Genomic DNA, 25,894 nt, shown 5'->3' with positions numbered 1-25,894 from the left:
CCCATGGAGAGGGATTGATGTATAAGGACGACACATTGAAGGACCGCGTTGCGCTGATCACCGGCGGTGGCAGCGGCCTTGGACTCGATATCGCCAACCTTTACGCGAGGCTGGGCGCAAAAGTCATGCTGGTGGGGCGCACCGAGGAGAGCGTGCAGGCCGCAGCGGAGGCAATCAACCGCGAAGGCGGGGCGGCAGCGGCATGCCGGACCGATGTGCGCAACTACGAAGAGGTCAAGCAAGCAGTGGAAGCGACCGTGCAGCAGTTCGGCGGTCTCGACATCCTGGTGAACAACGCCGCCGGGAACTTCGTCTGCCCGACCGCCGAGCTTTCGCCGAACGGTTGGCGGACAGTTATTGACATTGATCTCAACGGCACCTTCCACGGCTGCCATGCGGCATATCCCTATCTGAAGGCTTCCTCGCACGGCGGCTCGATCATCAGCATCATCACCATGCTGGGCGTGACTGGCTGGCCGGGCGCGGCGCACGCCTCCGCGGCCAAGGGAGGCATTCTTTCTCTGTCGCGGACGCTGGCGGTCGAGTGGGGTGGCGACGGCATCCGCGTGAACACGATTTCTCCGGGGCCGATCGGCGACACCGAAGGCGTACGCCGGATGTACATCGAGACGGGACGCGGTGAGCTCGAAGCGAAGAAGACCGCGCTGGGTCGCTTTGGCCGCAAGCAGGATATCGCGAATGCCGCGGCGTATCTCGCGTCGGACCTCGCTTGCTATGTCACTGGGGAGAATCTGATCGTCGACGGCGGACGTTGGTTGAAGTACGTCGCTGAATGACATACACGCAGGTCCGCCTGGCGATGAGGAAATGCCAGAAGTGGACCGAGTACCCATCGAGACTTCGCCATCCGTTCGGCGGATGGCAGGCATTGGAGAAAAAACCATGACGGAAAAGATCGTGATCACGGAGCGTGACGGTCCTGTGCTCATCGTGCGGCTTTCGAATCCGGAGAACCGCAACTCGCTGACGTCTGCACTGCGAGAGCAGATCGGCGACGCGGTCGCCGTCGCCGAGCGGGACCGGACCGTCCGTTCCGTGTTCCTGACCGGCGACGGCCCGACGTTCTGCTCGGGTGGCGATCTCAACATGTTGAAGACCGCATGCGATCCGTGGCCGGTCCACCGCCGCTTTCGCGGCCTGGGGCGTTGGCTAACGCCGCTGATTACACTGGACAAGCCGGTCGTGGTCGGTGTGAACGGGCACGCAGTAGGCGGGGGGATGGGGCTGGCACTGACCGGCGACGTCTTGATCGCGGGGGAAAGCGCGAAGTTCGTGTCGGGATTCTTCCGGCTCGGCGCCATCCCCGACATCGGCATGATGTACCACCTCCCGCGACTGATTGGCATGGCGCGCGCCAAGGACTTCCTGTTTAGCGGTGCGACCATGACCGCGCAGCAGGCGGCGGAGCTCGGCTTGGTCTCCCGGGTGGTACCCGATGCCGAACTGCGCGAGGCCGGCCTGCGCGAGGCAAAGCGGCTGGCAGACGGTCCCGCCGAAGTCATGGGCCTGGCAAAGATCTTGATGGCGCGCAGTTTCGAGACTACGCTGAACGACATGTTCGCATTCGAGGGGTTCGGGCAGGCGATGGCGATGTCCAATCCCGAGTTCCGCGAAGGGCTGGCCGCAGCGCTCGAGCGTCGCAGCGCCTATTTTGCCGCCGCGTCGGACCGTGATCTCTCACTCGGTGGAGGTCAGCCATGAGCGCGCAGCTTCCCCAGCCGATCGCCAACGCCGACTCGCTACCTTATTGGAATGCCGTGCGCGAACGCAAGTTGCTGATCCGTCGCTGCATGGCGTGCGAGGCCCTGCATTTCATGCCCCGCCATCTTTGTCCGGAGTGCTGGTCCGACGAGCTCGAATGGGTGCAGAGCGCGGGCACGGGCAGCGTCTACAGCTTCACCATCATCCGTCGCGCTTCCATGCCCGCATTCAACGACAAGGTCCCCTATGTGGTGGCCTTGATCGAACTCGATGAAGGCCCGCGCATGGTGACCAACATCGTCGGCGACAATGCCCTGTCGGTATCGATAGGGGACCGGGTCGAGGTGACATTCGAGGAGCGCGGCGACGGCGCCATGGTGCCCCAGTTCCAGCCAGTGGCAGCTACAGCAGAGGCCGACCGATGAAGATACCTGCATCGTTGAAGAACAAGGTGGCCATCGTCGGCGTCGGCGAGTCCGATATCGGTCGCGTGCCGAATATGTCAGGGCTGGGCCTCAATGCGCAGGCCGCCAAGCGCGCACTCGACGACGCCGGCCTGAAGGTCTCGGACATCGATGGCGTGCTGACCGCGTACTCGTTCACCGAGCCCTACTTCATGCTGGGCTCGGTGCTCTGCGAATACCTGGGCATCAAGCCACGCTTCAATGCGTCAATGGTCGTTGGGGGCGCCAGCCCAGCCGTGATGCTGAAGCACGCAGCGGAAGCGATCGTCAGCGGCCAGGCAGAGACCATCCTCGTCTGTGCCGGTGAGAACCGCGCCACCGGACAGTCGCGCGATGCCACCGTGGCGGCGTTGATGGCGGTGGGCCATCCGTACTTCGAGCAGCCCTATGGCGCCTCGATTCCGGGTTTCTACGCCATGATCGCGCAGCGCCATATGCATGTGCATGGCACTACCCGCGAGCAGCTCGCGCACGTGGCGGTGATGACCCGCGAGCATGCGCTGCTGCACCCGAATGCCCATATGAAGAAACCATTGACACTCGACGACGTGCTGACGGCCAAGCCTATCGCCGATCCGCTGGGCATGCTCGACTGCTGCCTGATCTCCGATGCAGGCGGGGCGTTCATCGTAACGTCCGCCGAACGCGCGCGCGATCTCCGCAGCCAGCCTGCGTTCCTGCAAGGTATTGGGGAGTACCACACGCACGAGCACCTGATGTGCGCGCCCAGCCTGACTGAATTCGGCGCGAAGGAGTCCGGACGCATCGCCTATGAGATGGCCGGCTTGAGACCACAGGACATTGATGTTGCGGAGTTGTACGACTGCTTCACCATCGTGCCGATCATCGAACTGGAAGAACTGGGCTTTTGCGAGCCGGGCGAGGGCGGGGTGTTCTTCGCCGGCGGACATGCGCGCATCGGCGGCAAGCTCCCGGTGAACACCCACGGCGGAATGCTGTCGCATGCGCACGCCGGTGCCGCTGGCGGCTTGTTCGGCATCGTCGAGGCCGTGCGCCAATTGCGCGGCGGCCTCGGCGAACGCCAGGTCGACGGCGCGGAGGTCGCGCTCGTGCACAACGAGGGCGGGATCCTTTCCTCGCATTGCACGGTGATTCTCGCAAACGGGAAGGGATGACGAGTACGCAGGGTAGCGACAAAACACACAACAGAAAGGAGACCGAAATGACCACCACCCCAGCCCCACGCGGTCACTACTTCGACGATTTCGAGGTCGGCCAGGAGTTCGTAAGTCCCGCTCGAACGATCACGCTGACCGACATCGTGAACTTCGCATGCCTATCAGGCGACTTCAATGAGGTTCACACCAACTTCGAGTACTGCAAAACGACCTCATTCGGCGAACCCATCGCCCACGGCCCCCTCGTGTACGCCGTGATGGGCGGGCTGCAGTATGCGAGCGGTGTCAATGACGGTACCCTTCTCGCCCTGCTGCAGATCGACGGCTGGAAGATGCTCGGTCCAGTGAAACATGGCGATACGATTCGTCTGCATTCGCGCGTCCTCGCCAAGAAGGCGTCAAGCAAGCCTGACCGGGGAGTCGTAACGTTCCTGCGTCAGTGCGTCAAACAGGACGGCTCGGTCGCGCAGGAGATGACAGCCACATTGCTGTACCGGCGGCGCGGCGACTGAAGCCGTCATCAGCCGGTCCGCCATCCTTTTTCTTGGGTCGTCTTCCCACGGCGCAAGAGAAAAGGGCGGGTGTGCTCAGCGCACCCGCCCTGATCGCTGGACAGGTAGAAACCAGTTACTCTTTCTGGATGCCGAGCTCTGCTGCGAGCTTGGCCATCTCGGCCAGCTCACGCTTCAACGATTGATTGAATTCTTCCGGCGAGACCGCCATCGGCTCGATACCGTCCTTCTCCAACCGATCGTGCAGTTCTTTGCTGGAAGCCTGCATCGTCGCCGATAGCTTCTGAATCACGTCCTTCGGCGTGCCCGCGGGCGCGAACAGATCGACGTAAAAATACGAACTAAAGTTGGGAAAGCCCTGCTCGGCGAGGGTGGGGAGGTCGGGGTATGCCGGCAGACGGTTGGTGGAGCTGACTCCCAGCGCGCGAAGCTGCCCGCCCTTGACCATTGAGGTGGTGTTGCCTACGCCATCGAACATCATGGTCACGCGTCCGCTGATCAGGTCAGGATAGACAGCGCTTGTGCCCTTGTATGGGACATGCAACGTCTTAACTCCTGCGCGCTGGAGGAAGGATTGGGCCGCGAAGAAGGGCGTCGTCCCGAGGCCGTTGGAGCCAAACGACAACGCGTTGGGCTTGGCCTTCGCACGCGCGACGAAATCGACAGCATTTCTGTCCGGTTGGCTTGCGCCGACCACCATTACCCAGGGCGATCGGGCGATCGGCCCGATTCCGACAAAGTCCTTCATCAAATCGTAGCCGGGATCGAGCTTGACGGAGGGTAACCCGGTGATGGTATTGGTTACAGCTAGCAGGGTATATCCGTCCGCCGGGGCGCTGCGAACCGACCGAATGCCGACCAGCGTGCCGCCGCCGGCGCGGTTCTCGACCACGATTGGCTGGCCCAGCTTCGTTTCCATCCGTTGGGCGACCATCCGAGTCACCATGTCGAGCAGGCCGCCAGGCGCCGAGGCCACCACGATGCGGATGGCCTTGGACGGGAAGGAATCGGCTGCATGGGTCGACGTGATGGCGGCGAACGCGAGCGACGCGCCGCTCAGTAGCTGCGCAATCGCCGTCTTGATGACAGCTTTTTTCATATCGGTTGTCTCCTATATTGTCGAGGCAACGGCCCACCGCCATCCGCGTCTGGCTTAAGATTAAATGCTACCGGGCATTGGCGTGAGCAGGAACCACACATCGCCTCGCCTGCATTTCGACGTCGGCACGTTGTCTGGGCTTGTGAGTTACGGCAATACTTGGGCCAGCTGTCCGCTGTCGAGATTTCCGGATCGATGATAGTAACGACATGCGTCGTCCGTCGAGCGATGCCCGCAGGTTGGACACGGGAGCGCCGGCAGGGATCAGGGTCGTGTCCGGTGGTACCGGGGCGGCATGGTGCGGATGCGCTTGCCTTTCCCCCCCGAGAAGAGAGCGCATTGCCACTCTCTTAGGCAATCAAAGTTCCTCGGAGGCGGTACTCGCTGGTCATGGATCTCGTTTGTCGGTCCAAGTAATCCCTCCGCATCTTGCGCACTAGATGTTTCGCCGTTTCGAGTTTCCCACACGCCATTGAACAGTCCTAATAGCGCTCCTGTCGCCTGCCTTCTCTGTCTTCGAAGTGGACATGGTGTAGTCGCCGGGGACACTGCTGCTCAGTTGCAATGTTGCAGCTTTGGCAGGGTGTAAGGCTAGGAGGACCGGACTTGCCGCAACGAGCAGCAGGCACTCGCCGTGGTGGAGGCGTCGATGCGCCGCTTCGGCCGCATCGACGTGCTGGCTTGCTCAATCAAATGCAAACCTCCTGAGACAAACAAACGCACAACCATCGAACGCCGAGTTCTACGTCAGCGCCAGAAGGCTGCCTATGCGGTTGTTTGAGCAGCCTCATTTCTAGAGCATGGTGCCCTCCGTGCGCTGAAAGGCGTGAGCACTACGGCAGCAACAGTGTCTTAATGGCGCGGCGCTCGTCCATCGCCCGATAGGCTTCGGCCACCCGCGCCAGGGGCAATGTCAGGTCGAACACTTGTCCGGGGCGGATGGTTCCATCCAGCGTCAGTCCGATCAGATGCGGCAGGTATTGACGCACAGGAGCAGGGCCGCCATGCAAATGCACCTGCTCAAAGAACAGTTCTTCGCCCTTGAGCAACACACCATGCGGCACGCCCACGTAGCCCACATGCCCGCCAGCGCGAGTGGCATGGATGGCCTGCCACATCGACTCATGCGTGCCCACACACTCGATGGTGCAGTCCACACCCAGACCATTGGTCATGTCCTGGATGAGGGCTACGCCCTCATCCCCGCGTTGTTCCACGATGTCGGTAGCGCCAAGGCTGCGAGCCAATTGCTGGCGCGACGGATGGCGACTCATGGCGATAATGCGCTCGGCACCCATCTGCTGGGCGGAGAGAATCGCCAGCAAGCCCACCGCGCCATCGCCGACCACGGCCACTGTGGTGCCAGGTCGTACCTGTGCGGCGGCGGCGCCGAACCACCCTGTGCCCATCACATCGGACAGGGCCAGTAGATCCGGAAGCATGTCCTGCGGGGGCAGCATTGGCGTGGCCACCAGTGTGCCGTCGGCCAGCGGCACGCGCAGCAGCGGCGCCTGCGCGCCGCCGACAAACTCGACCTGTTGGCATGAGGATTGGTAGCCGTGATTGCACACGGCGCAGGTGTTGTCCGACGCAAAGAACGAGCCGATCACAAACTGACCGAGCTTGACGTTGCACACTTCGCTGCCGATTTCCTCGACCACGCCACAGTACTCGTGCCCCATCGGCATCGGCTCGGTAGTGGGCTGAATGCCGCGGTACGGCCACAGATCGGAGCCGCAGACGCAGGTCGCGGCGATGCGAACGATGGCATCCGTGGGCTTGAGAATCTGTGGGTCAGCACGTTCCTCGAAGCGTATGTCTCGTGGCCCGTAGAGCATGGTGGCTTGCATAGTTACTTTGCTCCCGACTTAGCGGCCAGTTGGCGGTCCAGCGCTTCGCGCGCACGACGGGCGTGCGCGGCATCCACGCGCTCGCCCAGCACTTGGGCGAGCTGGCCCAACTGGCTGGCCGTGAGACCCACGTTCATACTGATGCCCATATGCGATTGCAACTGAGACTCGGCGCCCGGCAGCGCCGACAGCATGCCCACCGTGGCCAGCTCGCGGCTTTGCCAGTCCAGGTTGTCGCGCTCGAAGATGTCACCGAACAGATGGGCCTTGAGGTATTCGTCGATGGCGGGGGCGAAGTCGAACAGCGGCCCCTTGACCGGCGCGCCCGCCAGCTTGGTCTGGTTTGCCGTGCCCGCGGCCAGCAGCGCGTCGCCCTTCGGGATGGCGTGGCTGGGCACGTGACCTGGCGCATCCTGGATACCGCGTTGCTTGCGCGCCTCCAGTACCTTCATCAGTTCGCCCAGCGCATTGAGACTGCGTGGAAATCCCGCGTAGGCGTAAAGCTGCACCAGGATTTCCTTGGCGTCGCTCACCGTCAGGCCAGCATCCAGCCCTTGGTTCAAGGCCGTGTTCAGCTTGGCGATGTCGCCCGCTGCAGCGAAGGCCGCGAGGGGTACGATGGCCTGCTGGCGGGCGGTAAGGGTTTCGGAAGCGCTGGGTGCGGTGATTTGGCGGATCATTCCTTGATGCTCCTGCGCGTTCGATGCCCTTTGGCTCAGTGTGGTTGCCAAAGCCAGACTCAGGGCAACTGTCAGCACGCCAACCCGACGGCGTGTCGCGCGTTGCTTAACGGGCGTTGTATTGCTCATCGGTGACTTTCTCCATCCATGTAACGTTCTTGCCGTCCACCGTCCCGGTGACAGCCAGGTGGGTCATCGCCGTGGTGGGCGCGGCGCCATGCCAGTGCTTGACGCCAGGCGGGCACCAGACCACGTCGCCGGGCCGGATGACTTGCACGGGTTTGCCCCATTCCTGCGTCAGGCCCACGCCGGAGGTCACCACCAATTTCTGCCCCGCAGGATGCGTGTGCCACGCGGAACGTGCGCCGGGCTCGAAGGTGACCAGGCCGCCGGAGGCATTGATGTTCTTATCAGCGGGCCAGACCGGATCGACCCGCACACGGCCGGCGAAGAATTCGGCCGGGCCGGCGGCCGAGGGCTGGTCGCCCGCGCGTGCGATTTGCTGCGCGCCAGCGGACGTGTTGGCCTGCGGCTCGGCGGCCAGGGCCGGAGTGGCCTGCAGGGCGGTCGCGCACAGGCCGAGTTTGAGGAACAAGTGCATAAATATCCTTTCCTGATGCAATGCGGCTCAGCCGCGCGGCGGGCCGGCGAGGTATTGCTTGTCGGTGACATGCTCCATCCACTCGACGTTCTTGCCATCAAGCGCTTCCTGGATCGCGATGTGGGTCATTGCAGTGGTCGGCGAAGCGCCGTGCTAGTGCCGATACCCGGGCGGGCACCAGATGACATCGCCCGCCCGGATTTCGACAATGGGCTCGCCCTCGCACTGCGTCCAGCCGCTGCTTGCGGTGACGATCAGCGTCTGCCCCAGGGGATGGGTGTGCCAGGCCGTGCGCCCTCCCGGCTCGAAGGTAACGGCAGCGCACGACACGCGGGTCGGTGCGGGCGGGTTGTTCCGTGGGTCGATGCGAACCGTGCCGGTGAACCATTCGGCAGGCGCCTTGACGGACGGCTGAGCTCCAGCGCGTTTGAGTTCCATGGGCGGTTCCTTTCAATGAATGTTCAGGCCCTTCTCGCAGTACCAGCCGCATAGGCAGGCGCATCAATCCTCACCGGCGATGCCGTTAAGACCTTTGGGCGAGCCGCGCGTCAGGGACGCTAAAGGGTGGGCTTGGGGCAGCCGGGATTGACGAGAGGACGTCGAGAACGCTCGCTCCCTCCCATGAGCGTTCCTACCAAATGTAGTTGGAGCGACTTCGCGCGACTAGACGCCAGAAACTACATGCGGCTATAAATGGCGCTCATGAATCGGAGCGCCGCTCTGCCCTGGATCGGGCTAGTGCCGGTAACGCAGTTCCTCGACGATCAGCGACAGTGCGGGCGACGATTGGCGCCGACTGGCGAAGAAGATGTGGAGACCAGGGATGGTCGGGCACCAGTCCTTGAGCACGGCTTGGAGTCGGCCGTTCTTGATATGGGGGCGCGCCAGTTCCTCCGGCATGTATGCCAGGCCAAATCCCGCCAGTGCAGCCTCGACAACCGGGTAGATGCAGTTGAATGTCCACGAACCTTCAACCCGAACCTGCAGGTTTCGTTTCCCCTTCTTGAGTTCCCAGGCACACACGCCGCCACGCGTGGAGAAGCGCATGTTGATGCACTCGTGCTCGGTCAGGTCTGACGGGGACTTGGGCGGCGGATGCCCTTCCAGGTAGGAAGGCGCACCGACGATCACCATGCGGATGTCCGGCGAAATCCGAACCGCCGTCATGTCCTTGGCAATCTGGTCGCCAAAACGAACACCCGCATCAAAGCGCTCCGCCACGATGTCTGTCAGTCCCGGCTCAATCACTACCTCGATTTTGACGTCGGGGTACTTCGGCTGGAGCTTGGAGAGCTTGGGCCAGAGGATCGTGTTCGCCGCAAAATCAGAGGCGGTGATTCGCACTGTCCCGGCGGTCTTGCCGCGAAGCTCCTCGAATGCGGCCAGTTCCTCGGTGATCGCCTCGAATCGAGGGGCCACTCTCTGGATCAGGCGTTCTCCTGCCTCCGTTGCTGAGACGCTGCGGGTCGTGCGCGTCAGCAAACGCAGCCCCAGTCGCGCCTCCAACGCGCGAATTGTGTGGCTGAGCGCAGACTGAGAAACGCCCAATTGAGCCGCCGCGCGGGTAAAGCTACGCTCCCGCGCCACAGCGAGAAAAGCCAGGATTTCGCGAAAGTTTTCACCAGACATTCAAGGTACTCCGCTGTTATGGCCTGTAGCGCAAGGCCTCGACCAGCAATGTCATCGCGCGCAAAGGCTGGCGTCGATTCGGATAGTAGAGGTGGAATCCGGGCCACACCGGGCACCAGTCCTCCAGCACGGAGATGAGTTGCCCCTTCGAAACATAGGGGAGAACCATGTCCTCCGGCAGGTAGGCCAACCCGAAGCCAGCCTTGGCCGCCTCGAAAATGTCGTAGGCGTTGTTGAAGATGACCGTTCCATCCACCCGGGCATTCACTGAGTGTTTCCCCTTGACGAACTCCCATTCGTAGAGGCCGCCATAGGTGGAGGTGCGCAGATTGATGCAAACGTGCTCGGTGAGGTCGCGCGGCGTTCTTGGCGGCGGTCGCCCTGCGAAGTAGGATTTCGATCCCACCACCATGTTGCGAACGTCAGGGCCGATCCGCACTGAAATCATGTCCTGCGCCAGTTCTTGGCCGAACCGCACGCCAGCGTCGTAGCCGCGGGCGGCGATATCGACGCTCTCATACTCATTGATCAACTCGACCTTGATCTTGGGGTATTTCGGGAGGAATTTCGCCAGCTTGGGCCAAAGGGTGCTCCTGATGGCGTAGTCGATGGCGGTGATCCGGATCGTTCCCAGGGGCTCGTCCCGAAGTTCGCCGAGCGACTGGATCTCGGCCTCGATCTCGTCAAACTCAGGAGCCAGACGATCAAGTAGCCGCTGGCCCGCCTCGGTGGGCGACACGCCGCGCGTGCTGCGCATGAGAAGACGAACGCCCAGCTTTTCCTCCAACGCCCGGATGGTGTAGCTCAAGGCTGGCTGTGTGACCCGAAGCCGGGCCGCCGCGCGCGTGAAGCTGCGTGCGCGTGCAACGGCGATGAAGGCAAGCAGGTCGCTGAAGCTGTCTCGCGACATTGATAAATCCCCTTTATAGGACTCCATCGATATTACAGCCTTCGTCTGAACCGCGCTGGAGATAGAAGCATTCTTGAATTGCCAAATTCATGAGTGGAGCTTATGGGACTATGCAAATTCTGCCGTCTATTCAATGTTGGACGCGCGATCTAAAGTTCACTATCAGAAAAAAGCTGGCCATCTACCCGGAAGACTGAGCTCTGCAAGCGAGTATTGAGGCGCTGCAGAATTGCCCCACGAGGCCATCGTGCGCCCTCGTATGGGCGCCCGATTGTGTGCAGTCAGCCTGGCGCTGAACGTCACAATCGGCCGAATTGGGAGCCGCCAGCTACAGGCTGGATCGCCGCGTCGCTGCACGACGCTTCTTGTTCTCTGAGCATTGAAGGAGTAGACCCAATGAACGAGCAAATTTCCTCTCGTCGACGCGACTTGCTGAAGGCGAGCGCAACGGTCGGCGCGATCGTGTGTGCTACGCCACTCATGACGGGAGCAGCCACCGCGCGGCGGGCGACAGCAACTTCTTCGGAGAGCAATGCAATGGATCTGCCCAACATCACCAAGCGCCGGACCCTTGGATCGAGCGACTTCCGCATGGAGGTGTCCGCCTTGGGCTTCGGCGTGATGGGAATGAACTACAACCGCGGCCTCCATCCAGACCGCAAGGCGATGATCACGCTGCTGCATCAAGCAGTGGACCGCGGCGTCACCTTGTTTGACACCGCTCAAGTCTATGGGCCGTTGATCAATGAAGAACTCGCTGGCGAGGCATTGCACTCGTTGCGGAACAAGGTGAGCGTGACGACCAAGTTCGGCCATCGCATCGTCAATGGCAAGTACTTCGAGGGCGAACTGGACAGTACGCCCCAGAACATCCGGCGTGTCGCCGAGGAATCGCTCAAGCGCCTGCGCATCGAGACCATCGAGCTGTTCTACCAGCACCGGCTCGATCCGGCCGTGCCCATTGAAGACGTGGCGGGCACCGTCAAGGATCTGATCCGCGAAGGCAAGGTCAAACGCTTCGGTCTTTGCGAGGTCAACCCGCAGACCATCCGCCGCGCCCACGCCGTGCAGCCCGTGACCGCCGTGCAGAGCGAGTACCACCTGATGTGGCGCGAGCAGGAGAGGGAAGTGTTCCCGGTGCTCCAGGAGTTGGGGATCGGCTTCGTGCCCTACAGCCCGCTCAACCGCGGTTTCCTTGGCGGCGGCATCACCGAGTACACGCGCTTTGAATCCGGCAATGACAACCGGAACACGCTTCCGCGTTTCACGCCGGAGGCCATTCGGGCGAATCTGGCAGTGGTGGAAGTGCTCAACGCGTTCGGTCGGACCAGAGGCGTGACGTCCGCACAGGTGGCGCTGGCCTGGATGATGGCGAAGGCACCCTGGATCGTTCCGATTCCAGGCACCACCAAGCTGGCCAACCTGGACGAAAACCTGCGCGCGGCCAACCTGACGCTGAATCCGGCGGAAGTGCATGAGCTGGAGTCCGCCATCTCCGGATTTCGGATCGTGGGCGACCGGTATCCGGCCTCGCAGCAAAAGCAGGTCCAGAGCTGATGGCTGAACACCAGGTCCGGAAGGAGCGTTCATGACATGATCGCGTGATGAACTCCACAGGGCCGTCGAAGCCGACGATCTCCATGTCGCGCCGTTCCGCGGTGACGGCGTGACTTACGGCAGGCCGACATGGATCTGGTGCGTAGCCGTCCATGACGATCTCTACGTGCGCGTCTACCACGGCCGCAACTCCCGCTGGCATCAGGCTGCAGTACGCGAGAAGGCGGGACGGATCGTCGCTGCCGGCATGACGAAGGAAGTTTCCTTCGAGCGGGTCGAAGGGCCGATCAACGGCCGCATCGACGATGCCTATCGGGCGAAGTACCGCGGCATCCCATATCTGCAACCTCCAGGCGCTATCGACGGTGTGCGCTGCCCCGGCAGTTCTGGCAAAAGACCCCTATCGCCCCATCGCCATCCAAAACGCATATCCAACAGAGGAACTGAAATCATGAAAATCTCCTTCGAAAACCAAGTGGCACTTGTGACAGGCGCGGCGTCGGGCATCGGTCTGGCAACCGCCAAGGCCTTCGCGCAGGCTGGCGCGTCCGTTGCACTGGCGGACGTCAACGGTGATGGCGTAGGCGCTGCTGCCGATGAGCTGGTGGCGGCAGGGTTCAAGGCGGTCGGCATTCGCTGCAACGTGGCTGATCTGGGTGAAGTCGAGGCGATGGTCAAGCAGACTGTCTCCAGGTTCGGTCGCCTGGACGTCGCATTCAACAACGCAGGTGTTCAGAACGCGCTCGCGGAAACCGCCGACGCCACGCCCGAAGACTTCGACCGGGTGAACTCGGTCAATCTGCGTGGCGTGTGGGCGTGCATGAAGTTCGAGCTGCAGCACATGCGGCAGCATGGAAGCGGCGCCATCGTCAACTGCTCCTCCCTTGGGGGGCTGGTCGGCGGTGCCGAGCGTGGCACCTACCATGCTGCCAAGCATGGCGTTCTGGGCCTGACCAAGAGCGCGGCGCTGGAATACGCCACTCGCAACATCCGCGTCAATGCCGTGTGCCCTGGCCTGATCTGGACCCCGATGGCAGATCAGATGGTTGCCGCCGGCCAGAAGGAGGCACTCGACGCCATGCTCCCCGGCATTCCCATGCGGCGGCACGGGCGCGCCGACGAGATTGCTGACGTTGTGCTTTGGCTTTGCAGCGCGGCTTCCAGCTATGTGACCGGGCAATCCATCTCCGTGGATGGCGGACTTGTCATGCGCTGAACAAGGTGTCGATCAATCGGCGCACATGCGTTTCAAGGCGTGCAGCGAGGCGATAGGTCGGCGGTGAGCGGACAGGCGCATCCAAATATCCGGCATCGACCGGCACCATCCCACGGGGAGAAGGCGGATGGACACGTTTCCAGCACTGGCGGACGCCAGCGGCATCACCTTGCCAGCTATGCTGAGGCAACTGATCGATGCAGGCCGCACTGGCTACGGCGCCGACATCGAGGCCTGGCCGACTGGAAGGCCCGCACGCTGGCCGCGCAGCCGGTGCTTTCCTGCGTCCATGATCTGGAGTGGATCGACGCGAAGCAGGCCGGCAAATTCATCGCCGAATGGCTCAATCTAGGCTTCCAGCATGGCCGGGGAACGCGAAGACTGACGGCTACGGAATAGGGGGACGAGGTAGGACGCCGCTGCGTCTTGGTCGCCGCTCGGCTTACCGTGGCGCGGGGCCGGTGGTGCCGCGGCACGCGAGGCTCACCGGTAGCTCCGTTCGGCCCGGAATGGTGCCATCCTGCGACCAGGCCAGCAGCGCCTGCGCGACGAGTTCGCCAAGCTGCCGGGTACGCAGGGAGATGGTGGTCAGCCCCGGCGCGATTTCGGCGGCGATCGGCAGGTCGTCGCAGCCGATGACCGATAGATCGTCGGGGATCCGTATGCCGAGTGAGGCGGCTTCGAAGAGGCACCCGAGAGCGAGTACATCATTGCCGCAGAAAATGGCCGTGGGGCGCTCGGCGCCGATGCTCATCAGACGCTGTAACCCGGCTCGTCCGCCCGCGAAGCCGTAGGGTTGCTCACAGATCGCGCCCGGCTGAGGGGCCAAGCCGTGTGCCTTCAACGTGTTGACGAAGCCCTCCACGCGTTGGCGTGCGCGGTCATTGTGCCGTGTGATGCCGGAGATCATGCCGAAGCGGCGATGGCCGAGCTCAAGAAGGTGGAGCGCGGCCATCGCGCCAATCTCGAAGTTGTCGAAACCAATGCAAGGGTAGTCGTCGGACAGCGACCACGTCAGCAGCGTATGGATCCCGCTCTTCTCCAGGATCGAGAACGTTTCATGCGCATGCTCGCTGCCAACCAGCACCAAGGCGTCCACCGCGCGCTCTGATAAGGCGCGAACGACGGCGATCTCGCTTTTCAGGTTGTAGTTGTGCGTGGCCAAGAGCAACTGGTACCCGTGCTCGGCCAGGGTCGTCTGAAGGCCTTGGATCGCATTTGAGAAGATGGCGTTGTCCAGGGTGGGTACCACAGCCCCGACCGTGCGCGAGCGCCCGGAGGCGAGCGTGCGTGCGGACGCGTCGGGTACATAGCCCAGCGCCGCAATGGCCGACTGGACCCGCTCAAGGGTCTTCTCGCGCACCATCGTGGGGGAGGAAAGGGCACGCGAGGCGGTCGCCATCGATACGCCCGCGAGCTTCGCCACATCTTCTAACCTTGTACGCCGCACAGCCTTTGCTCCGTCTGTCGAATGGCGTCATTGTCTCCGATCTTCCCGCGCGCGGGTCGGGCGCATGCTGCGGTGCGACATGGTTTTCCCGTTCAAACCACAGGAAAACCCTAGCTTGCATCGGCTGCTCGGTGCACTATTCTTGCATATGAAAGCGCTTACATTTTGTATGTGGTAACGGTAAAACTGAAAATTTTATGTGATTATTTAACGCGTATGAACAGTTTCATTCATACAAACCAAATTTTGATAGCGCTTGCATATTTGACACCAACCAGCACTAGGGAAATCATGATCTATCTGAAAAAAGCCAACAAGACGCCGGAGACCGAAACAGCAACCGCCCAGGAAGTCGTGACGGAGATGTTGGCCCAGATCCGGACGCGCGGCGACGAAGCCGTTCGCCAGTACGCCAGGGACCTGGATGGCTGGAGCGGCGATTTCATCCTCACGCCGGAGCAAATCCGGCGGCAAACCGCCGAGGTGCCGGCCGCGGTGCGTGCCGATATCGACTTCGCCATCAAGCAGGTGCACGACTTCGCCATGGCGCAGCGCGGGTCGCTGCGCGAGTTTTCAGTGGAATTGCATCGCGGCGTGACGGCAGGGCAACGGGTGATTCCGGTCAACGTGGTTGGCTGTTACGCTCCGGCGGGTCGCTACGCCCATATCGCGTCGGCCTATATGGGCGTGGCCACGGCCAAAGCCGCGGGCGTGAAAACGGTGGTGGCATGCTCCAGCCCGTTCCGGGGCCAGGGCATGCATCCCCACGTGCTCTATGCTTTCCAGGCGGCCGGTGCGGACGTGATCATGACGCTTGGCGGCGTGCAGGCCATTGCGTCGATGGCTTATGGGCTGTTCACTGGCAAGCCGGCCGATGTGGTGGTGGGGCCGGGCAACAAGTTCGTGGCCGAGGCGAAGCGTGCCCTGTTCGGGCAGGTTGGTATCGATGTGTTCGCGGGCCCATCGGAGGTGGCGGTGATCGCCGACGACAGCGCCGACCCTCGCATCGTCGCCAGCGACCTGGTCGGCCAGGCCGAGCACGGGCACGAGTCGCCTGCCTGGCTGTTCACGACTTCCCGCCAGTTGGCCGAGCGCGTCATGGCGCTGGTCCCCGAACTGATCGCCAGCCTGCCGCCCACGGCACGTGACGCGGCAGCGGCGGCCTGGCGCGACTACGGCGAAGTGATCCTGTGCGATAGCCGCGAAGAGGTGGTGGGGGTATCGGACCGCTATGCTTCCGAGCATCTGGAGGTACATGCCGACGACCTGGATTGGTGGCTCGCGCGGCTTACCTGCTACGGCTCGCTCTTCCTTGGCGAGGAAACCACGGTAGCTTTTGGCGACAAGACCAGCGGGCCTAACCACGTGCTGCCCACCAAAGGCGCCGCGCGCTACTCGGGCGGGCTGTCGGTGCACAAGTTCATGAAGACGCTGACCTGGCAGAAGATGACGCGCGAAGCCGCGCAGCAGATCGGGCAGGTGACTGCGCGCATTTCCCGGCTTGAAGGCATGGAGGCGCATGCACGTACCGCTGATGACAGGCTGGCCAAGTATTTTCCAGCCGAGCGCTTCGAAACCGGCGTTCCGGTCGAGGTTTGACGATGTCATCCCCAACCTACCCAACCTCCGATTCCGCCGCCCTGCCGCCAGGGCTGGTGCCGGATCTGCGAGGGCGGCAGGCTCTCGTGACTGGCGGCAGTTCTGGCATTGGCGAGGCTATCGCCACGGCGCTAGGGCTCGCCGGCGCGCGCGTGGTGCTGGCCGCCCGGCGGCAGAGCCAGCTTGACGACGCAGCAGCCCGGCTGGATGTACTGGGCATCACGGCCGCGACCGTGGCCGGCGATATGTCCGACTTGGACGCGCTGCCGGCGCTGTCGGCGGCTATCCAGCAGCGCTTCGGTGCCATCGATATCCTCGTCAACGCGGCGGGCATGAACCTGCGCGAGCCTTTTGGGGCGGTGACGCCGGCCAGTTGGCGCCTGCAGTTGGATACGCACGTCGGCGCACCGTTCTTCCTGGCGCAGGGGCTAGCGCCAGCCATGCAGGCGCGCGGCTGGGGCCGCATCCTGAATATCGCGTCGTTGCAATCGCATCGCGCCTTCGCCAACAGCGCGCCGTACGGCGCTGCCAAGGGTGCGATCGTCCAGTTGACTCGCGCCATGGCCGAGCAGTGGTCGCCGCACGGCATCACCTGTAACGCGATCGGCCCGGGTTTCTTCCCGACGGCACTGACCGGCCCGGTATTTGCCGACACCGAGCTGGCCGGTTTCCACGCCGCACGGACCTGCATGGGCCGCAATGGCGAACTGAAGGACCTGCACGGGCTGGCGGCCTTCCTCGCCAGCGATATGGCGGCCTACATCACCGGCCAGACCTTCATGGTGGATGGAGGCTACACGGCACGGTAGATACGCAGACCATGGCGCCGGAAGCGCAGCCGTGCTTGCGCGCGGCGGCCGCCATGCCCCCTACATAAAAAATACAGGCAGGAGACAGGATCATGGAATCAACAGCGAACAGAGGCGCGCCAGCGCACAAGCTGCGCAAGGTAGTCACCTCGAGCACGATCGGCGCGATGGTGGAGTGGTACGATTTTTTCCTGTACGGCGTGGTCGCCGGACTGGTCTTCAATAAGCTGTATTTTCCGTCGGACGATCCTGTCGTGGGCACGCTGCTGGCCTACGCGACTTTCGCGGCGGGCTTTGTGGCACGCCCGCTCGGCGGCGTCATCTTCGGCCACTTCGGCGACACGCTGGGCCGCAAGCGCATGCTGGTCCTCACGCTGATGATCATGGGTGTGGCCACCACCGCCATCGGCCTGATTCCGACCTACGACCAGATCGGCGTTTGGGCGCCCATTCTGCTGCTGGTGTGCCGGCTGGCGCAGGGGATCGGCCTGGGTGGGGAGTGGGGCGGGGCGGTGTTGATGACCTTCGAGAGCGCGCCCAGTCATCGACGCGGCTTCTTCGCAAGCCTCCCGCAGACCGGAATGTCGCTCGGCCTGGTGCTCGCCAGCGGGGTGATCGCCACCCTGTCTCTGCTGCTGTCGGACAAGGAATTCCTGGCCTGGGGCTGGCGCGTTGCCTTCCTGCTCAGCGCTGTGATGGTGGGCATCGGCTCTTATATGCGCTCGCATGTGGACGAGTCGCCCGAGTTTGCCCAGGCAAAGACGCGCGGCAAGCAGCCGCAGGGGCTGCCCTTCATGGCCATGCTACGCCGCTATCCCCGCGTGGTGCTGGCTTGCATGGGTGCGCGCTTTATCGATGGCGTGTTCTTCAATGTATTTGGTGTCTATTCCCTCTCCTACCTGACCCAGACGTTGCACCTGTCGCGCAACCATGCCTTGCTGGGGGTGCTGATCGGTGCCGCCGTGATGACGTTCTTCATCCCGCTGTGGGGTGCGGTTTCGGATCGCGTGGGTCGTCCCCTGGTATATGGCACAGGCGCGCTGCTGGCGGGATTGTCGGCCTTTCCGGCGTTCTGGCTGATGGAGCATAGCAACGGGAACATCGCGCTGGTTTGGGTCGCCATCATCGTTCCCTTCGGCATCTTTCATGCCGCGGTGTTTGGCACCATGTCCTCGATGTTCTCCGAGGTGTTCGATGCCAGTGTGCGTTACACCGGGATTTCCTTCGTCTATCAGTTTGCCGGCGTGTTCGCCGGCGGCCTGACCCCGATCATCGCCACCTGGCTCAACGCCAAGGCCGGCGGGCAGCCCTGGTACCTGTGCATGTACGTGCTGGCGATCGGCATCATGAGCGCGGCCTGCACCGCCTGGATTGCCGCCCACCGCGCCCGCGCTTGCGAGAGCGCGCTCACTCCCGCCAAGCTGGACGCCTGATGCACAACGCACGCATATCACTACTTCAGCAAGGAAACCGATGAAAGCGCTTGTCTACACCGAACCGAACCGCGTCGAGTTGCAGGAACGCGAGATGCCGGCCTTGTCCGCCGCCGAGGCCGTGCTGCGGATCGACGCCACCGGCATCTGCGGCTCCGACATGCACGCCTACCATGGCCACGATCCGCGTCGCCAGCCGGGGCTGGTGCTCGGGCACGAGTTTGCGGGCACGGTGGTGGCTTCGGCTGACGAACGCGCGCTGCCGATCGGCACGCGTGTCACGGCGAATCCGTTAATTACCTGCGGCCATTGCGACTACTGCCTGCAGGGCCGGGACAATCTGTGTTCCAACCGCACCATGGTCGGTATGACCAGGCCCGGGTCATTCTCCGAGTACCTGTCGATCCCCCTGGCGTGTGCGATTCCCTTGCCGGACAGCCTGTCGAGCATCCACGCTGCATTGACCGAGCCTGCGGCCACCGCGCTGCACGCGGTCAACCTGTCGATGCGCGCAATGGCCAGGCCGGTGCCGGAGGCGCGCACGCTGATTCTCGGCGGCGGGGCGATCGGGATGCTGGCTGCCGCCTTGCTGCGTTCCTATGGCTGCCGCGTGGTCACCGTCGCCGAAACCAACCCGCTGCGGCGTGCCTCGATTGCCGGCAACTTGGGCTGCGCAACGCTTGACCCGCGCACGCAAACGCCAGCGGAAGCGGCGTGGGACCTAGTGATCGACGCCGTTGGTGCCAAGGCGACGCGCACCACAGCGCTGGCGGCCGCACGTCCTGGCGGCGTCATCATGCATATCGGCCTGCAGGACTGGGCCAGCGAGATCGATATGCGCAAGCTGACGCTAGCGGAACTAACGCTGCTGGGTACCTATACCTACACCATGGCCGACCTGCGCGCCACGGTGGCCGCGCTCGACGGCGGCGCCTTCGGCGACCTGGGCTGGGTGGAGACACGTGCATTGGAGGACGGCGCGCAGGCCTTCCGCGATCTTGATGGCGGTAAGGTGGCGGGAGCCAAGGTGGTGCTGCTGCCCGAAGCCGCGATGGTCTGATTTTCCAGCAAACCTGTTCACGCGGCGCTGCCGCGGCTTCGTCCGCGGCACTTTCCCCAAACCAGTATCGGCATCGCACGTTCACGCTTGTTGCAAGCGCGCCCGTGTCGCCCCGTGCCCGATCGGCACAGGCGGGACCGCATTGGTCCAGCGTTCAGATTCCTTTTGCGCCACAGCATACTCACTCATGCAACTCATATATATGAGCTAGTTGACATGAATGAATTTGGATTCTATGATCATTCCACACCCCAACCAGACCGCGAGGAGACAAAGATGATTCACGTTGTATTGCATGACGCCAAGGACACGGTGGCAGTCGCCGTGGTGGAGGGAATCGAGGCCGGCACTGAGCTGAACGCCTGGATCATGGACGAGGACCGCACAATTTCGGTGAAGGCGCTGCAGGCTATCCCGATGGGCCACAAGGTCGCGCTGCGCGACATGGCGGTAAGCGACACGGTCTACAAGTACGGGATCGACATCGGCAAGGTGGTGGCGCCGATCAAGGCGGGCGAGCACGCGCACGTCCACAACATTAAGACCAAGCGCTGGTAAGCCGCCCAGCCTTTCATTCCGCTAGAAAATCCCAAAGACTGCATAGAGAAAGCCATGACGATAATCGACCGCAACACCACCTTCTGGGGCTACCGCCGCGACAACAACCGTGTGGGCGTACGCAACCACGTCATCATCCTGCCGTTGGACGACCTCTCCAACGCTGCCGCCGAGGCAGTTGCCGCCGCCATCAAGGGCACCATGGCGATCCCCCATCCCTATGGCCGCCTCCAGTTCGGTCCGGACCTGGACCTGCACTTCCGCACCCTGATCGGCGCCGGCAGCAACCCCAACGTGGCAGCGGTGGTGGTGATCGGCATCGAGGATGGCTGGACGAAGAAGGTGGTCGATGGCATCGCCAAGACCGGCAAGCCGGTGGTCGGATTCGGCATCGAAGGCCACGGCGATCACGACACCATCATGCGGGCTTCCAAGGCCGCCAAGGAATTCGTGCAGTACGCTACCGCCCTGCACCGCGTGGAATGCCCGATCAGCGACCTGTGGGTCTCGACCAAGTGCGGCGAGTCCGATACCACCTCAGGCTGCGGCGCCAACCCGACCGTGGGCAATGCGTTCGACAAGTTGCATCCGCTCGGCACCACGCTGGTATTCGGCGAGACATCGGAGCTGACCGGCGGCGAACACATCGTGGCCGCGCGCTGCGCCAACGACAAGGTGCGCGACGAGTTCATGGCGATGTTCAACCGCTACCAGGGCATGATCGACCGCTGGAAGACCACCGACTTGTCCGAGTCGCAGCCGACCAAGGGCAATATCGCCGGCGGCCTGACCACCATCGAGGAGAAGGCACTCGGCAATATCCAGAAAATCGGCAAGAAGTGCACCGTCGACGGCGTGCTGGACAAGGCCGAAGAGCCGACTGGTCCGGGTTTGTGGTTCATGGACTCGTCTTCCGCCGCGGCTGAGATGGTTACTCTGTGCGCCGCTTCCGGTTATGTCGTGCATTTCTTCCCTACCGGCCAGGGCAACGTCATCGGCAACCCGATCGTGCCGGTCATCAAGCTGTGTGCCAACCCGCGTACCGTGCGCCTGATGAGCGAGCATATGGATGTGGATTGCTCAGGCCTGCTGCAGCGCGAGCAGACGCTGGACCAGACCGGCGACAAGCTGCTCGAATGCATGATGGCCACCATCAACGGCCGCTGGACCGCCGCCGAGGCGCTGGGCCACCGCGAGTTCGTCTTGACCCGCATCCACGAGTCCGCATGATGGAGCGCATCTGCGTTAGCGAGTTCATGGCCCCAGACGCCGTGGCAGCGCTGGCCGCCGGGTTTGACCTGCAGTACGAGCCCGGCTGGGTTGACCGCCGCGCCGATCTGCTGGCCGCGGTCGGCCAGGCCCGCGCGCTGGTGGTGCGCAACCGCACCCAGGTGGACGCCGCGCTGCTGGCGGCGGCGCCCGCCTTGCGTGTGGTGGGGCGGCTGGGCGTGGGCCTCGACAATATCGACGTGAAGGCCTGCCAGGCGCGCGGGATCCGCGTGATTCCGGCCACCGGCGCCAACGCGCGTTCGGTCGCTGAGTATGTGGTTACCTCGGCGCTGATGCTGCTGCGCGGCGCTTATACCAGCCACGCCGCGATGGTGGCGGGGCAGTGGCCGCGCGCGGCCTTGTCGGAGGGCCGGGAGGTGCTAGGCAAGGTGCTGGGGCTGGTCGGCTTTGGCGATATCGGCCGGCAGACGGCGGCACTCGCCAAGGCAATGGGCATGCGCGTGGTCGCCTTCGATCCGTTGATGGCGCCAGAGGATCCTGCGTGGCAGGACTGCGGGGTCACGCCGCTGACGCTCGATGCGCTGCTGGCACAGGCGGACGCGGTCAGCCTGCACGTGCCGCTGGTGCCGGCCACCCAGCATCTGATCAACGCCGCGCGCCTGGCAGCGATGAAGCCCGGCGCGGTGCTGATCAACAGCGCGCGCGGCGGCGTGGTTGACGAAGCGGCGCTGGCCGAAGCGCTGCGGTCCGGGCGCCTGGCGGGCGCCGCGCTGGATGTGTTCGAGCACGAACCGCTGCCGGCCAACTCCGCCCTGGCCGAGGCACCGAACCTGATCGTGACGCCGCATATCGGCGGCGTCACGCGGGAGGCCAATGCCCGCGTTTCCATGTTGATCGCGCAGCAGGTGCGCCAGGCGCTGGAGGGCGAACGATGAGCCGGCTCGATGTAGACATGCTGACGCAACTCGCGGGGCGCGCCTTGCGCGGCGCCGGCGCTAGCCCTTTGCAGGCCAGCGCCACGGCAGCGGCGCTGGTGCGGGCCGATGCAGCCGGGCTGGCATCGCACGGCGTCTCGCGCGTGCCGATGTACGTGGCGCACCTGCGGCGCGACCGCGTCGACGGGCACGCCGTGCCCGCCGTACGCCGGCAGCGATCCAGCGCGGTGCTGGTGGATGCCGGGAGCGGCTTTGCTTTCCCCGCCTGCACCCTGGCGGTGGCTGAAGCCATGGAGCGCGCCCGTGCCACTGGCGTGGGCGTTGCCGCGGTGACCAACAGCCACCACTTTGGCGCGGCGGCGATTCATCTCGATGCGGTCGCGGCCGCGGGCATGGTCGGCCTGGCGCTGGGCAACTCGCCGGCGGCGATGCCTGCATGGGGCGGGCGCAAGCCGCTGTTCGGCACCAATCCGATCGCCGCCGCGTTCCCGCGGCGCGGGGCGCCGCCGGTGGTGATCGACCTGTCGTTGTCGGAAGTGGCACGCGGCAAGATCATGGTCGCCGCGAAGCAGGGTAAACCGATACCGCTGGGCTGGGCGCTCGATGAAGAGGGTCGGCCCACCACCGACGCGCAGGCCGCGCTGCGCGGCTCGATGTTGCCTGCGGGTGGGGTCAAGGGTGCGATGCTGGCGCTGATGGTGGAATTGCTGGTTGTCTCGCTGGCTGGCGCGCAGTTTGGTGCGGAGGCGGACTCCTTCTTCGAGGACGAGGGCAACCGGCCGCGTATCGGGCAGCTGTTCCTGGTGCTGGATCCAGCGGCTTTCGGCGGCGACGAGGTGTACTACGGCAGGGTGGAGGCATTGTTGGCAGCGATGCTGGCCGATCCCGGCACGCGCCTGCCTGGCGCACGCCGGCAGGCGGTGGAATCCGAGGCGGCGTCCCAAGGCATCGAGGTACCGGACGCGCTGCTGGCGGAATTGCAGGCCCTGGCCGGGGAGGACATGAAGTAACTGCCAGCCCGCCGATAAAACGCCCGCAAAGTACGGGCGTATCCATCTACACAGGAGACACAATATGCACCGATTCCTCGCCCAGCTTCTGGCCGGCCTGTCCGTCGCGTTGCTCGCCACGCCAGTACTCGCTCAGAGTGCGGCAGCGCCCGTCGATTTTCCAAGCAAGCCCATTCGCTACGTGGTGCCGTTCCCGGCCGGCGGACTGACAGACATCATGGCGCGCCTTGTTGGGCACCAGCTCTCCGAGGACTGGAAGAAGCCGGTGGTGGTCGACAACAAGCCCGGCGGCAATGCCAACATCGGCGCGGATCAGGTGGCCAAGGCCCCGGCCGATGGCTATACCTGGCTGGCTGTGACGTTGACCCACGCGGCCAATGTCACGCTGTTTCCCAAGCTACCATTCAACATGCAGAAAGACCTGGTGCCGGTAGCGCGCATCGCTTCGTCGCCGATGCTGGTGGTGGTGCCGATGAACTCGCCGATCAAGACCATGAAAGACTTGGCCGAAGCGGCGCGCCGCGGCAAGCTGAATGCCGGATCGAGTGGTAACGGCACGCCACCGCACCTGAGCTTGGCGCTGTTCGAAGACCTGGCCAAGGTGGACCTGACGCACGTGCCCTATAAGGGCGGCACACCGTCCTTGACGGATCTGATAGGTGGCCAGATCGACGTGGTGTTCTCCAACCTCCCGGAGTCACTGCAGTATGTGAAGGGCGGCAAGCTGCGTGCACTGGCGGTGACCACGCGCGAACGCCATCCGCTGCTGCCGGGCGTGCCCACGGTGGTGGAAAGCGGCTTCCCCGACCTGATCGTGGAGAATTGGACCGGCGTGATGATGCCAGCCGGCACGCCGCGGCTGGTGCAGGAAAAGGTGGGTGCGTCGGTGGCGAAGATGCTGGAGTCGAATGAGCTTCGGGACCGCGTCACCGCGGTCGGCTTTACGCCGGCGCCGCAGGCTAACGGCGCGTTCGCCGAGTACTTCAACGACGAGGTTTCGCGCTGGGCCCGCGTGATCGCCGACAAGCAGATCCGGGCCGAGTGATCGGGCCGATCCGGCCGCAGGCCAGGGCAGGTGGACTGTCCTGGCTGTGATCTCATTCCTAAGCGGCAGACATTGGCAGAATACGCATGATGCAAATCGGGATCCCGCGGGAAACGCGGGCAGGGGAAACACGCGTCGCGGCCACGCCGGAGACCGTAAAAAAATACGTCGCCCAGGGCCACCAGGTGGTGGTGGAGTCTGGCGCCGGGGTGCGGGCGAGCTTGCCGGACGCTGCCTACGAGGCCGCCGGGGCGCACATCGGCACCGCGGCACAAGCCTTCAGCGGGGAGCTGGTGCTCAAGGTGCGCTCCCCGGATGGTGCTGAGCTCGCGCTGATCAGGCGGGGCACAGCGCTGGTCGGCATGCTCAATCCTTTCGATGCGGGGAACAAGACGCGCATGGCCGAAGCCGGGATCGTCGCCTTCGCGCTGGAGGCGGCGCCGCGCACCACGCGCGCGCAGAGCATGGACGTGCTCTCTTCCCAGGCCAATATCGCCGGCTACAAGGCCGTGCTGATCGCCGCCCACCATTACCAGCGTTTCATGCCCATGCTGATGACCGCCGCCGGCACCGTCAAGGCGGCCCGCGTGCTGATCCTTGGCGCCGGCGTGGCCGGCTTGCAGGCCATCGCCACCGCCAAGCGGCTGGGCGCGGTGATCGAGGCTTCCGATGTGCGTCCCGCCGTCAAGGAGCAGATCGAATCGCTGGGCGCGAAGTTCCTCGATGTGCCGTTCGTCACCGACGAAGAGCGCGAGATCGCGCAAGGCGTGGGCGGCTATGCCCGCCCCATGCCGCCCGACTGGATGCGGCGCCAGGCCGAGCTCGTGCACGAGCGCGCCAAGGCCGCCGACATCGTCATCACCACCGCGCTGATCCCGGGCCGCCAGGCGCCGGTGCTGCTCAAGGAAGAGACCGTGCAAGCCATGAAGCCCGGCTCGGTGGTGGTCGACCTGGCCGCCGCGCAGGGCGGCAACTGCCCGCTGACGGTAGCTGACGAAGTGGTGGAACGCCACGGCGTCACGCTGATCGGGCACACTAACCTGGCCAGCATGGTAGCGGCGGATGCATCCGCCCTCTATGCGCGCAACGTGCTCGACTTCCTCAAGCTCGTCATCGACAAGGACGGCCAGTTCACCTTGAACCTGGAGGACGACATCGTGGCCGCTTGCCTGATGTGCAAGGACGGCGAGATTAATTGCAAGAACTGAGGATTCTCTCTATGGAACTGGTGAATCACACGGTGATCAACCTGATCATCTTCGTGCTGGCGATCTACGTGGGCTACCACGTGGTCTGGACGGTGACGCCGGCCCTGCACACCCCGCTGATGGCCGTGACCAATGCGATCTCGGCCATCATCATCGTCGGCGCCATGCTGGCTGCCGG

General features: G+C 63.9%; 25 protein-coding genes and 2 pseudogenes. 19 read left to right on the top strand and 8 right to left on the bottom strand.

What is annotated here, in order from left to right:
- Nucleotides 1-17 precede the first annotated feature (17 nt).
- The 5 genes from AC07XB_RS31450 to AC07XB_RS31430 all read left to right on the top strand — a co-directional run bounded on the left by AC07XB_RS31450 (nt 18) and on the right by AC07XB_RS31430 (nt 3,837).
- Nucleotides 18-797, top strand: a complete 780-nt coding sequence (locus AC07XB_RS31450; protein WP_492831325.1) for an SDR family oxidoreductase — start codon at nt 18-20, stop codon at nt 795-797.
- A gap of 106 nt (nt 798-903) precedes the next feature.
- Complete coding sequence (locus AC07XB_RS31445; RefSeq protein WP_492831324.1) at nt 904-1,722, top strand: enoyl-CoA hydratase/isomerase family protein; 819 nt, start codon at nt 904-906, stop codon at nt 1,720-1,722.
- Nucleotides 1,719-2,147, top strand: a complete 429-nt coding sequence (locus AC07XB_RS31440; RefSeq protein ID WP_492831323.1) for a Zn-ribbon domain-containing OB-fold protein — start codon at nt 1,719-1,721, stop codon at nt 2,145-2,147. Before AC07XB_RS31445 ends, AC07XB_RS31440 begins: the two co-directional genes overlap by 4 nt.
- Entirely contained in the window at nt 2,144-3,322 is a 1,179-nt protein-coding gene (locus AC07XB_RS31435; RefSeq protein WP_492831322.1) for a thiolase C-terminal domain-containing protein, read from the top strand. Before AC07XB_RS31440 ends, AC07XB_RS31435 begins: the two co-directional genes overlap by 4 nt.
- Before the next feature lie 47 nt (nt 3,323-3,369).
- On the top strand, nt 3,370-3,837 hold the full coding sequence (locus tag AC07XB_RS31430; protein ID WP_492831321.1) for a MaoC/PaaZ C-terminal domain-containing protein: 468 nt from the start codon (nt 3,370-3,372) through the stop codon (nt 3,835-3,837).
- Nucleotides 3,838-3,952: 115 nt separating this feature from the next.
- On the opposite strand, the gene AC07XB_RS31425 is transcribed toward AC07XB_RS31430, so the two are convergent.
- From AC07XB_RS31425 to AC07XB_RS31395, 7 genes and pseudogenes are all read right to left on the bottom strand, one after another.
- Complete coding sequence (locus AC07XB_RS31425; protein WP_492831320.1) at nt 3,953-4,936, bottom strand: Bug family tripartite tricarboxylate transporter substrate binding protein; 984 nt, start codon at nt 4,934-4,936, stop codon at nt 3,953-3,955.
- Between the two features lie 833 nt (nt 4,937-5,769).
- Nucleotides 5,770-6,786, bottom strand: a complete 1,017-nt coding sequence (locus AC07XB_RS31420; RefSeq protein ID WP_492831319.1) for a zinc-dependent alcohol dehydrogenase family protein — start codon at nt 6,784-6,786, stop codon at nt 5,770-5,772.
- A 2-nt stretch (nt 6,787-6,788) separates the two neighbouring features.
- Nucleotides 6,789-7,466: a carboxymuconolactone decarboxylase family protein gene (locus tag AC07XB_RS31415; protein ID WP_492831318.1), complete on the bottom strand. Its 678-nt coding sequence runs from the start codon at nt 7,464-7,466 to the stop codon at nt 6,789-6,791.
- 106 nt (nt 7,467-7,572) lie between these two features.
- A complete protein-coding gene (locus AC07XB_RS31410) occupies nt 7,573-8,067 on the bottom strand; it encodes a (R)-mandelonitrile lyase (RefSeq protein WP_492831317.1) in 495 nt (164 codons plus the stop codon).
- Between the two features lie 27 nt (nt 8,068-8,094).
- Nucleotides 8,095-8,505, bottom strand: a pseudogene (locus AC07XB_RS31405) ((R)-mandelonitrile lyase).
- Nucleotides 8,506-8,802: 297 nt separating this feature from the next.
- Nucleotides 8,803-9,696, bottom strand: a complete 894-nt coding sequence (locus AC07XB_RS31400; protein ID WP_492831316.1) for a LysR family transcriptional regulator — start codon at nt 9,694-9,696, stop codon at nt 8,803-8,805.
- Between the two features lie 16 nt (nt 9,697-9,712).
- Nucleotides 9,713-10,606: a LysR family transcriptional regulator gene (locus AC07XB_RS31395; RefSeq protein ID WP_492831315.1), complete on the bottom strand. Its 894-nt coding sequence runs from the start codon at nt 10,604-10,606 to the stop codon at nt 9,713-9,715.
- A 537-nt stretch (nt 10,607-11,143) separates the two neighbouring features.
- Between AC07XB_RS31395 and AC07XB_RS31390 the strand changes: the two genes are divergently transcribed.
- The 3 genes and pseudogenes from AC07XB_RS31390 to AC07XB_RS31380 all read left to right on the top strand — a co-directional run bounded on the left by AC07XB_RS31390 (nt 11,144) and on the right by AC07XB_RS31380 (nt 13,379).
- Nucleotides 11,144-12,163: an aldo/keto reductase gene (locus AC07XB_RS31390; RefSeq protein WP_492831314.1), complete on the top strand. Its 1,020-nt coding sequence runs from the start codon at nt 11,144-11,146 to the stop codon at nt 12,161-12,163.
- A gap of 61 nt (nt 12,164-12,224) precedes the next feature.
- Nucleotides 12,225-12,494, top strand: a pseudogene (locus tag AC07XB_RS31385) (DUF2255 family protein); the annotation flags it as partial.
- A gap of 120 nt (nt 12,495-12,614) precedes the next feature.
- Nucleotides 12,615-13,379 carry an SDR family NAD(P)-dependent oxidoreductase gene (locus tag AC07XB_RS31380; protein ID WP_492831362.1) on the top strand — a complete coding sequence of 255 codons (765 nt, stop codon included), beginning with the start codon at nt 12,615-12,617 and terminating at the stop codon, nt 13,377-13,379.
- A 442-nt stretch (nt 13,380-13,821) separates the two neighbouring features.
- Here AC07XB_RS31380 and AC07XB_RS31375 read toward each other — a convergent pair whose 3' ends face one another.
- Nucleotides 13,822-14,805, bottom strand: coding sequence for a LacI family DNA-binding transcriptional regulator (locus tag AC07XB_RS31375; protein ID WP_492831313.1), 984 nt, complete (start codon nt 14,803-14,805; stop codon nt 13,822-13,824).
- A 312-nt stretch (nt 14,806-15,117) separates the two neighbouring features.
- Between AC07XB_RS31375 and hpsN the strand changes: the two genes are divergently transcribed.
- From hpsN to AC07XB_RS31320, 11 genes are all read left to right on the top strand, one after another.
- Nucleotides 15,118-16,428 carry a sulfopropanediol 3-dehydrogenase gene (gene hpsN, locus AC07XB_RS31370; protein WP_492831361.1) on the top strand — a complete coding sequence of 437 codons (1,311 nt, stop codon included), beginning with the start codon at nt 15,118-15,120 and terminating at the stop codon, nt 16,426-16,428.
- Between the two features lie 2 nt (nt 16,429-16,430).
- Nucleotides 16,431-17,237, top strand: coding sequence for a (S)-sulfopropanediol 2-dehydrogenase HpsO (hpsO, locus tag AC07XB_RS31365; RefSeq protein ID WP_492831312.1), 807 nt, complete (start codon nt 16,431-16,433; stop codon nt 17,235-17,237).
- 92 nt (nt 17,238-17,329) lie between these two features.
- A complete protein-coding gene (locus AC07XB_RS31360) occupies nt 17,330-18,670 on the top strand; it encodes an MFS transporter (RefSeq protein ID WP_492831311.1) in 1,341 nt (446 codons plus the stop codon).
- Nucleotides 18,671-18,710: 40 nt separating this feature from the next.
- Nucleotides 18,711-19,730: an alcohol dehydrogenase catalytic domain-containing protein gene (locus AC07XB_RS31355; protein WP_492831310.1), complete on the top strand. Its 1,020-nt coding sequence runs from the start codon at nt 18,711-18,713 to the stop codon at nt 19,728-19,730.
- Between the two features lie 276 nt (nt 19,731-20,006).
- Nucleotides 20,007-20,288 (top strand): UxaA family hydrolase, encoded by a 282-nt coding sequence (locus AC07XB_RS31350; RefSeq protein WP_017229430.1) that lies wholly within the window; start codon nt 20,007-20,009, stop codon nt 20,286-20,288.
- 54 nt (nt 20,289-20,342) lie between these two features.
- On the top strand, nt 20,343-21,518 hold the full coding sequence (locus tag AC07XB_RS31345) for a UxaA family hydrolase (RefSeq protein WP_492831309.1): 1,176 nt from the start codon (nt 20,343-20,345) through the stop codon (nt 21,516-21,518).
- Entirely contained in the window at nt 21,518-22,453 is a 936-nt protein-coding gene (locus tag AC07XB_RS31340; RefSeq protein ID WP_492831360.1) for a hydroxyacid dehydrogenase, read from the top strand. The genes AC07XB_RS31345 and AC07XB_RS31340 overlap by 1 nt, the downstream gene beginning before the upstream one ends.
- Entirely contained in the window at nt 22,450-23,463 is a 1,014-nt protein-coding gene (locus AC07XB_RS31335) for an Ldh family oxidoreductase (protein ID WP_492831308.1), read from the top strand. Before AC07XB_RS31340 ends, AC07XB_RS31335 begins: the two co-directional genes overlap by 4 nt.
- A 64-nt stretch (nt 23,464-23,527) precedes the next feature.
- Nucleotides 23,528-24,508, top strand: a complete 981-nt coding sequence (locus tag AC07XB_RS31330; protein WP_492831307.1) for a Bug family tripartite tricarboxylate transporter substrate binding protein — start codon at nt 23,528-23,530, stop codon at nt 24,506-24,508.
- 89 nt (nt 24,509-24,597) lie between these two features.
- Nucleotides 24,598-25,716, top strand: coding sequence for a Re/Si-specific NAD(P)(+) transhydrogenase subunit alpha (locus AC07XB_RS31325; protein WP_492831359.1), 1,119 nt, complete (start codon nt 24,598-24,600; stop codon nt 25,714-25,716).
- A gap of 11 nt (nt 25,717-25,727) precedes the next feature.
- On the top strand, nt 25,728-25,894 hold a 167-nt coding region (locus tag AC07XB_RS31320), incomplete at its 3' end, for a proton-translocating transhydrogenase family protein (protein WP_493688136.1).

This window comes from Cupriavidus sp. GW821-FHT02F09, from assembly GCF_059421605.1.
This window is presented reverse-complemented; position numbering and strand designations above follow the sequence as displayed.

Bases quoted from the DNA above. Each gene is read 5' to 3' on its own strand.
- AC07XB_RS31450 (WP_492831325.1), top strand. From the start codon at position 18: ATGTATAAGGACGACACATTGAAGGACCGCGTTGCGCTGATCACCGGC.
- AC07XB_RS31445 (WP_492831324.1), top strand. From the start codon at position 904: ATGACGGAAAAGATCGTGATCACGGAGCGTGACGGTCCTGTGCTCATC.
- AC07XB_RS31440 (WP_492831323.1), top strand. From the start codon at position 1,719: ATGAGCGCGCAGCTTCCCCAGCCGATCGCCAACGCCGACTCGCTACCT.
- AC07XB_RS31435 (WP_492831322.1), top strand. From the start codon at position 2,144: ATGAAGATACCTGCATCGTTGAAGAACAAGGTGGCCATCGTCGGCGTC.
- AC07XB_RS31430 (WP_492831321.1), top strand. From the start codon at position 3,370: ATGACCACCACCCCAGCCCCACGCGGTCACTACTTCGACGATTTCGAG.
- AC07XB_RS31425 (WP_492831320.1), bottom strand. From the start codon at position 4,936: ATGAAAAAAGCTGTCATCAAGACGGCGATTGCGCAGCTACTGAGCGGC.
- AC07XB_RS31420 (WP_492831319.1), bottom strand. From the start codon at position 6,786: ATGCAAGCCACCATGCTCTACGGGCCACGAGACATACGCTTCGAGGAA.
- AC07XB_RS31415 (WP_492831318.1), bottom strand. From the start codon at position 7,466: ATGATCCGCCAAATCACCGCACCCAGCGCTTCCGAAACCCTTACCGCC.
- AC07XB_RS31410 (WP_492831317.1), bottom strand. From the start codon at position 8,067: ATGCACTTGTTCCTCAAACTCGGCCTGTGCGCGACCGCCCTGCAGGCC.
- AC07XB_RS31400 (WP_492831316.1), bottom strand. From the start codon at position 9,696: ATGTCTGGTGAAAACTTTCGCGAAATCCTGGCTTTTCTCGCTGTGGCG.
- AC07XB_RS31395 (WP_492831315.1), bottom strand. From the start codon at position 10,606: ATGTCGCGAGACAGCTTCAGCGACCTGCTTGCCTTCATCGCCGTTGCA.
- AC07XB_RS31390 (WP_492831314.1), top strand. From the start codon at position 11,144: ATGGATCTGCCCAACATCACCAAGCGCCGGACCCTTGGATCGAGCGAC.
- AC07XB_RS31380 (WP_492831362.1), top strand. From the start codon at position 12,615: ATGAAAATCTCCTTCGAAAACCAAGTGGCACTTGTGACAGGCGCGGCG.
- hpsO (WP_492831312.1), top strand. From the start codon at position 16,431: ATGTCATCCCCAACCTACCCAACCTCCGATTCCGCCGCCCTGCCGCCA.
- AC07XB_RS31360 (WP_492831311.1), top strand. From the start codon at position 17,330: ATGGAATCAACAGCGAACAGAGGCGCGCCAGCGCACAAGCTGCGCAAG.
- AC07XB_RS31355 (WP_492831310.1), top strand. From the start codon at position 18,711: ATGAAAGCGCTTGTCTACACCGAACCGAACCGCGTCGAGTTGCAGGAA.
- AC07XB_RS31350 (WP_017229430.1), top strand. From the start codon at position 20,007: ATGATTCACGTTGTATTGCATGACGCCAAGGACACGGTGGCAGTCGCC.
- AC07XB_RS31345 (WP_492831309.1), top strand. From the start codon at position 20,343: ATGACGATAATCGACCGCAACACCACCTTCTGGGGCTACCGCCGCGAC.
- AC07XB_RS31340 (WP_492831360.1), top strand. From the start codon at position 21,518: ATGGAGCGCATCTGCGTTAGCGAGTTCATGGCCCCAGACGCCGTGGCA.
- AC07XB_RS31335 (WP_492831308.1), top strand. From the start codon at position 22,450: ATGAGCCGGCTCGATGTAGACATGCTGACGCAACTCGCGGGGCGCGCC.
- AC07XB_RS31330 (WP_492831307.1), top strand. From the start codon at position 23,528: ATGCACCGATTCCTCGCCCAGCTTCTGGCCGGCCTGTCCGTCGCGTTG.
- AC07XB_RS31325 (WP_492831359.1), top strand. From the start codon at position 24,598: ATGCAAATCGGGATCCCGCGGGAAACGCGGGCAGGGGAAACACGCGTC.